The organism is Schleiferilactobacillus shenzhenensis LY-73, assembly GCF_000469325.1.
Lineage (GTDB): Bacteria > Bacillota > Bacilli > Lactobacillales > Lactobacillaceae > Schleiferilactobacillus > Schleiferilactobacillus shenzhenensis.
Map to the genome: position 1 here is coordinate 20,008 of NZ_KI271604.1, position 338 is coordinate 20,345.

Below are 338 nucleotides of genomic sequence, written 5' to 3' on the forward strand. Positions count from 1 at the left end.
ATCGCGCAGAAAATTCGAGTTTAGTCACAACCCCAATTTCACGGCTGAGCCGCAATCTGCTCCGCCCTCCGTTACCCTACGTTCTGTCAGACTGGAAATGTCTCACTCGACACGAAACCTTGACAGCCTCCTCTTCAGGGGCTGTAACAGTCGCCTGAAAGTATGAAGGTCAGACGACACCGTCGGTGAGTGTATCCCGGTACCAAGATCTCCTTGTCAGGTAGGATGTAGGCGATTTGGGCCCGGAGCCAGGGGGCCGTCAGTGGTGAAATTGTTGTTACTGGTCGGTTTTTGACCATTTACAACAAGGCCGGACTTGAAGACAATTGCGCACTTTG